Here is a 7660-nt window from a genome sequence, read left to right on the forward strand (position 1 = left end):
ACGAAGATGACGTGAAGATTAACAATTGCAGACGCGCCGTGATAAAACCGAGATAATCGGTGAATTTACGAGAAATACGTCACAAACATTCTTTTCGACGGTTTTACGGGCGCCACGCAGACCGTTGTCCAGCTCCTGCGCGACGCCCCAGCCATCATCCGAATACTGTCCAACCCGCCGTCGAACGGCTGGCTGGGAGCACAGCGTCGATCGGATGCTCGACAAGCACCACCGAGGCGAGGTCCTCTGCGTCGGTACTGTCACCGAGGGCGTCGGCCTCTGCCCCGGAAACGAATGCGTGCGTCACCCATTGTTCGGCAGCTACAAGATCGACAGAATCGGTGTGCTCCGACTCCGGGATCACCATTGCGGCGCCAGTGGACGACGCGAGTACCCATTCCATTGCAGACCAAACGTTACCGAATTCCGCAGTCCCGTACGTCCGGGACTCGTAGGTCAACCCGATGTGTTCTCGCAGTGAATCGGCCAGCGTAACGACCTCGCCGTGCGATATCGGTTTACGAGCATCATCGAAGAAAGCAAACGGATCCTCGGCCCGAAGCAATCGCACACGCTCCGAATACGACACGGGACGTGACGAGCGCCCGCTGACCGAGTCGATCACAGATTTCTCGTTCAGGACGATCCACTCGTCGACCGCCGTGTCGACCCCGTCTGGGGTCGCAGCGATACCGAGGGCAGCACTATCGGCCGCCCCGACTGCCGACGCAGCGCCACTCTTCGCTACCGCCCACAACGCGAAGACGCGCTCCGCGGAGCGCGGAACGGCCACGACGACCGAATCGCCGGGACCGATACCCCGGGAGATCAGTTCGCGAGCAAGTTGTGACGACTTTTCGTCGACCTCGGCAAATGTGATGTCGACATCACCGACCGAGATGGCAGGGGCGTCGGGATCGTCGTCGACCACCGTACGCAGCACCTGGGCCAGAGTCACGCCCTCTACGACCGACGGCGTCGCGACGTCGGCGGGTGACGCAGCGGTCAGAACATGCCCGGCGTCGGCGTCGGTCTCGGACTGCATGTCGATGTCCCCGACGATCAGTTCGGTGTCGCGGCCGACAGCATCGAGCACCATCGTGAACCGCTCGCCGAGGCGGGCGATCGACTCTTCGTCGAAGAGATCCGTCGCGTACGTGAAGACGATGCGGAGTCGATCGCCGACTCCCTCGACCGTGATCTGAAGATCGAACTTGGCCGCCAGTTCGGCGCCATCGAGCACGGCAACCGACAGTCCCGGCAGTTCGAGGCTGGCCTGCTCCTGGTTCTGCAGCGACAAGACCACCTGGAAGATCGGGTGTCGGGCCACCGATCGCGCCGGGGCTACTGCGTCCACCACCCGCTCGAACGGGACGTCCGCGTTGGCGAAGGCACCGAGGTCCACGTCGCGGACTCGGTCGAGCAGATTCCCGAATTTATCGGCGGGATCGACATCGACTCGCAACGCGAGGGTGTTGACGAACATTCCGACAAGTCCGTCGAGGGCGGCATCACCGCGGCCGGCCACCGCGGTGCCGATCGCGATGTCCCGTCCGCCGCTGATGCGCGCGAGCAGCACCGCCAACGCACTGTGCACGACCATGAACAGTGAGGCGTTGTTCTCTCGCGCGATCGCGCCGAGTGAATCGGTCGATTCCGGGGACAGTTCGGTCGACCACGAACGTCCACGCATCGACTGCCTCGGCGGACGCGGCCTGTCGGTGAGCAGGTCCAACTCGTCGGGGACACCGGACAGCTGCTCCGTCCAGTAGCGAAGCTGCGCTGCCGCGAGGGAGTCGACGTCCTCGGCAGTACCCAGAACGTCGTGTTGCCAGAGCGCGTAGTCGGCGTACTGCACGGGCAGCGGAGTCCAGGCAGGCGACGAACCGGAGGTCCGCGCCACGTAAGCGGTCATCACATCACGCGCCAACGGAGCCATCGACACCCCGTCTGCGGAGATGTGATGCACGGAGACGGCGAGGACATGATCGGCCTCGGCAAGCGCGAACAGCTGTACGCGAACCGGTACGCCGGTAGACACGTCGAAACCACGCGTGATCGTCTCGCGAACTCGGTCGATCAGTTCCATCTCGCTCGCACAAGCGACCGGCGCCAGATCGAGTCCGACGTCAGCCACGTCGCCGATCTGTTGGAACGGCCCGTCCTCGTCCGAGGGGTAGCTCGTGCGCAGGCTCTCGTGCCTGTCGATCACGTCTGCGATGGCGTGATCGAGTGCACCGAGATCGAGCTCACCCGTCAACCGGATCGCCAGCGGGATGTTGTAGACGGACGAGCCAGGGTCGAGTCGATTGAGGAACCACATTCGTTGCTGAGCCAGCGACAGTGGAATGCGCGACGGCCGTTCGGCAGCGACGAGTGTTCGACGGCCACCGACGCCGAGACGCCGACTTGCGCACGACGCGAGAGCGGCGACCGTCGGTGATTCGAACAGCTCACGTACCGTCACGTCGCTACCGAGCGCTGCGTTCAGTCTCGCGATGACCCGGGTTGCGTCGAGCGAGTTGCCACCGAGTTCGAAGAACGAGTCGTCCGCGCCCACGGAGTCGTGGCCGAGAACCTGGCCGAACACCTCGGCGACCGCTTTCTCGGCGGGAGTGCTGGGCGCGCTGAAGGCCGAAGCAGATGCGTACACCGGAACCGGCAAAGCCCGACGATCCAGCTTGCCGTTGATCGTCAGCGGTAGCTCGTCCAGGATCTCGATGACGTCCGGAACCATGTAGTCGGTGAGGAATTCGGCGGCACCGGACCGCAATCGGGCGACATCGATACTCGCGCCCGCCGACGGTACGACGTAGGCGACCAACGAGTCCGTTGCCCGCTCCCCTGTGCCGTTCACGTCACGAGTGTCGGCGGGGCCGCGCACGTCACGACGCACGATTGCCACCACCTGAGCGACGTCGGTGTCACGTAGCAGCGCGGATTCGACTTCACCGAGTTCGATTCGGAAGCCGCGAAGCTGCACCTGTGAATCACTACGACCCGCGTACTCGAGCTGCCCGGACGCGTTCCAGCGGCCGCGGTCGCCAGTGCGGTACATCACCGATCCGCTCGGCCCGAACGGATCGGCGGCGAAGCGAGTGGACGTCAGATCGGGTTTACCCAGGTACCCTCGCGCAAGTTGCGCACCGCTGACGTACAGCTCTCCGTCGACACCGACCGGAGCGAGGCCGAGCCTCGAATCCAGAACTCGCACAGTCAATCCTGGCAACGCGTCGCCGATGACACTGGCGGTTGCGCGACGGGCGAGCTCGCGTGAAAGCGCCAGGTACGACACGTGCACGGTGGTTTCGGTGATGCCGTACATGTTGACCAGCAGCGGTCCATCCGGATGGCGGGCGTACCAGCGATCGAGGGACCCCAAATCGAGCGCTTCACCACCGAATACGATGTAGCGCAATGACAAATCGGCCGCACGGTCTCCCGCGGCCCGTTCGGCCTCGGCCAGCTGTGCGAATGCAGACGGCGTCTGGTTGAGGACGGTGACCCGTTCGCGTGCGAGCAGTTCGAGAAACATGTCGGGCGAGCGCGACGTGAAGTAGTCCACAGTCACCAGCCGTCCTCCCGCCAACAACGGGCCCCAGATCTCCCACACCGAGAAGTCGAATGCATACGAGTGGAACATCGTCCACACGTCGTCGCGCCCGAACTCGAACCTCTGAGCCGCAGCCGCGAACAACGTCGTGACATTTCGGTGGGTGACGGTGACGCCCTTGGGCTGCCCCGTCGAGCCCGATGTGTAGATCACGTACGCAACGTTGTCTGCAGAGATACCGGCGGGAAGTTCGTCACCGGAGAGCGCTGACCCGTCGTACTCCGCGAGATCGGCACCGTCGACGAAGATGGTCGGGCACTCGATCGCACCGAGCGACTCCGCCTCTCCCGAGGACGTGATCACCGCGCTCGGCGCCGCATCCCCGAGGATGTACGACAGGCGCTCGGTCGGATTGCTCGTGTCGACGGGCAGGTATCCCGCGCCGGCTTTCAGGACGCCGAGGATCGCCGCGATCAGCTCGGCCGATCGAGGGAGGGCCACCGCGACGAGACTTTCGGAACCGATTCCCTTGTGCGACAGCGCACGTGCAACTCGATTGGCAGCGCTGTCGAGTTCGGCGTAGCTCAGTGTGACGTCGCCACTGGTGACGGCCGGAGCCCCCGGGTTCGCGGCTGCAACGGCCTCGAAACGTGCAGCGAGAGTGAGCTCACCGGAATCGACGGCTTCGGAGCGGATGTCGCTCAGACGTGCTCGCTCGTTCGCGTCCAGGATGTCGATATCTCCGATGACGACATCGGGATCGGCGACGACCGCGTTCACGACAGCGGTCAGTCTCCGAGCGAAACTCACCGCGGTGTCTTCGTCGAAGATGTCTCGCGCGTAGGTCAGTTCGACTACCAACGGACCGTCCGTGCCCGTGTCCGACAGCATCTCGGTGATCGCGAACTGCAGATCGAATTTCGCGATCGCGAGATCGAGGTCGACGCCCGCCACCGTCAGCCCAGGGAGGGCGAACCGTGTCGGTTCCATGTTCTGGAACGTCAGCATTACCTGGAAGATCGGGTGGCGTGCTGCACTTCGTTCCGGATCGAGAATCTCCACCAGACGCTCGAACGGCAGATCGGCATGTGCGAATGCTTCGAGATCGGTGGTGCGCGCATCGTTCAAGAACTCACGGAAGCCGAGATTCGGCGACGCGTCGGTTCGGAGTACGAGGGTGTTGACGAACATGCCGATGAGGTCGTCGAGTGCTTCCTCACCGCGGCCCGCCACGGGCGTTCCGACTGCGATGTCTGCGGAGTCCGAGAGGCGTGACAACAGAACCGCGAGGGCCGCGTGCACGACCATGAACACGCTGGCACCCGACTGAGTCGCCAACGCCTTCAGCCGTCGGTGCGTATCGGCATCGATCGTGAACGTATGCGTAGCACCGACGTTCGATGCGACAGCGGGCCGCGGTCGGTCGAACGGCAGACCCAGTTCGGTCGGCAGGTCTGCCAACGCCGAGGTCCAGTACTCGATCTGATCGGCGATGACCGAGCCGGGCTCGAGCTCGGAACCGAGGACGTCGCGCTGCCACAGTGTGTAGTCCGCGTACTGAACCGACAACGGCGCAAAGCTCGGCAGTGCGTTCTGACTACGCGCGTGATACGCCGTCATCACATCACGGGTGAGCGGGCCCATCGAGACTCCGTCACCGGAGATGTGGTGCACGACGAGGACCAGAACATGCTCCTCGTCCGACACCTGCAGCAGCCGAATACGAAGGGGCACCTGTGTTGTGACGTCGAAGCCGGTCGACACCATGTCCTGTACTGCCGTGGCCACATCGCTCGGTTCGACGACTACCGGTGTCAGCTCGGGAAAGACGTCGTCGACGGACTGGATGACCTGATACCCGACACCATCGACGTCGGGGTAAGAGGTACGCAGCGACTCGTGCCGCTCGATCACATCGCGAATGGAGTGAAACAGCGCCTGTACGTCCAGGCTGCCGGACAACCGAATCGCCACCGGAATGTTGTTCACAGCGGACTCGGTGTCGAACCTGTTGAGGAACCACATTCGCTGCTGGGCCAGCGAGAGCGGGATGGCGTCGGGGCGCACCCGAGGTGCCAATGCGGCGCGCGCATCGCCGAGAGTCCGAGAGGAGATCTCGCGCGCAAGATCTGCGACGACAGGGTTGCCGAACAGCAACGGAACCGGGACTCGGACGTCGAGTGCGGCGCCGAGACGCGCAACAAGCCTGGTGGCGGCGAGTGAATTGCCACCCAGGTCGAGGAAGGAGTCGGTTCTGCCGACGCGTTCGATTCCGAGGACCTCGGCGAAGATGTCCGCGACGGTCTGTTCCAGCTCGGTCGCCGGCGCCACGAACTCCCTGGCCGCGAAAACGGGGGCGGGGAGGGCTGCGCGGTCGAGCTTGCCGACGGGAGTAAGCGGAACCGAGTCCAATTCGATGATCTGAGCCGGGATCATGTGCGCAGGCACAGTGCGGCCCAAGTAGTCGACGAGTTCATCGACATCGAGCGCTTCGCTGTCGAGTGCGCCGCCGTCGATCGACTGCACGTAGGACACCAATGCGGCATCACCCGAGGGCAATTCGTGCCCGACAGTGGCCGCGAACTGTACCCGTGGATGTGCCGTGAGCACGCTGTCGATTTCACCCAGCTCGATCCGGAAACCACGGATCTTGACCTGGAAATCGGACCGGCCGAGGTAGTGGATGACGCCGTCGACGTCGCGTCGAACGACATCGCCGGTGCGGTACATGCGCGCTCCGGCGCTCGCCGCCGACGTGTCTGCGAACGGGTTGGCCACGAACCGCTCCGACGTCAGCGCCGCGCGGTCGTTGTACCCCTCGGCGAGCTGGGCACCTGCAAGGTAGAGCTCGCCGCTGACGCCCGCCGGCACCGGACGAAGCCGGGCGTCGAGTACAAAGGCACCGACTCCTGCGATCGGGGTGCCGATGACAGGCGACTCCCCAGCCGGAAGCGGCGCAGTGCTGGTCGCGAGAACAGTTGCCTCGGTGGGCCCGTATCCGTTGAAGAATTGCCGTGCAGGCAATCCCTCACCGCGTTCTGCTTCCACCCATCTCGCGACGAGCTCCCCGGTGAACGAGTCACCTGCGACGACGACCACAGCGAGATCCGGCAGTCCTACGGGATCGACCGATCCCAGTGCCCCCGGAGTGATGAGCACATGCGTGACCCGTTCGGCACGCAGAAGGTCGGCCAGTTCCTGGCCTCCCTTGATCGAGGGCGGTGCCACGACGAGCGTTGCTCCGGACGTGAACGCCAGAAGCAATTCGAGAACCGAGACGTCGAAGCTGGGCGAACAGATGTGCAGCATTCGGGAGTCGGACGTGAGCCCGTAGTGCGGGCGCTCCGCAGCCACGAGCGGACCGAGCCCGGAATGGGTGACGACGACGCCCTTCGGCATTCCGGTAGAACCGGAGGTGTAGATGATGTAGGCCGCGTGCGATTCGAGCAGCGGACGCACTCGATCCGCGTAGGAGATCGGATGCGAAGGCAGTAGGTCGACGTCCGACAACAGTGCCGAATCGTCCAGTGCAAGCCAGTCCACGCCGCCGGGGAGATCCGAGGTGTGATGAGCAACGGTGAGGCCGAGGACCGCTCCCGAATCCGACACCATGTGCCGTATGCGATCGAGGGGATAGTTCGGATCTACCGGTACGAATGCAGCGCCCGTCTTGGCGACCGCCCACACCGCAAGCACCGATTCGATCGATCTCGGCAGTGCAAGGGCCACTCTGTCGCCTGGCCCGACGCCTCGATCGATCAAAGCCCGAGCCAACTGCGACGACCGTTCGTCGAGTTCACGGTAGGTCAGCTCCGCGCCCGCACACGCCAGCGCAGTCTTCTCCCCCGCCGTCTCGACAGCACCGGTCAGCAGTTGAGACAGCAGCTCCGTACGAACACCCTGCCGACGCGTCGGACGTTCTCCTCGCGACCGGCGACCGGCGCTACGAGTCGCGCCTGGGACGCGAGCGCGCGAATCACTAGCACTCATGTCGCCGAGTCCGTGTTCGATCTTCCAGGAGTGCGGCACGTCATGTATGCGGATCACCTTCGTTGTCGACAATTCGTTGGTCTCGGTCCACGCGTTCCCCGTAACCGCCGTCGAGGA

1 protein-coding gene is annotated in these 7660 nt (G+C 64.2%); it reads right to left on the reverse strand.

Translation table 11 applies throughout. The features are described from left to right. Positions 1-154: 154 nt before the first annotated feature. On the reverse strand, positions 155-7543 hold the full coding sequence (locus tag WDS16_RS14095) for an amino acid adenylation domain-containing protein (RefSeq protein ID WP_338885884.1): 7389 nt from the start codon (positions 7541-7543) through the stop codon (positions 155-157). Positions 7544-7660: the final 117 nt, after the last annotated feature.

The sequence above is a fragment of the Rhodococcus sovatensis genome (assembly GCF_037327425.1).
Classification (GTDB): domain Bacteria; phylum Actinomycetota; class Actinomycetes; order Mycobacteriales; family Mycobacteriaceae; genus Rhodococcoides; species Rhodococcoides sovatense.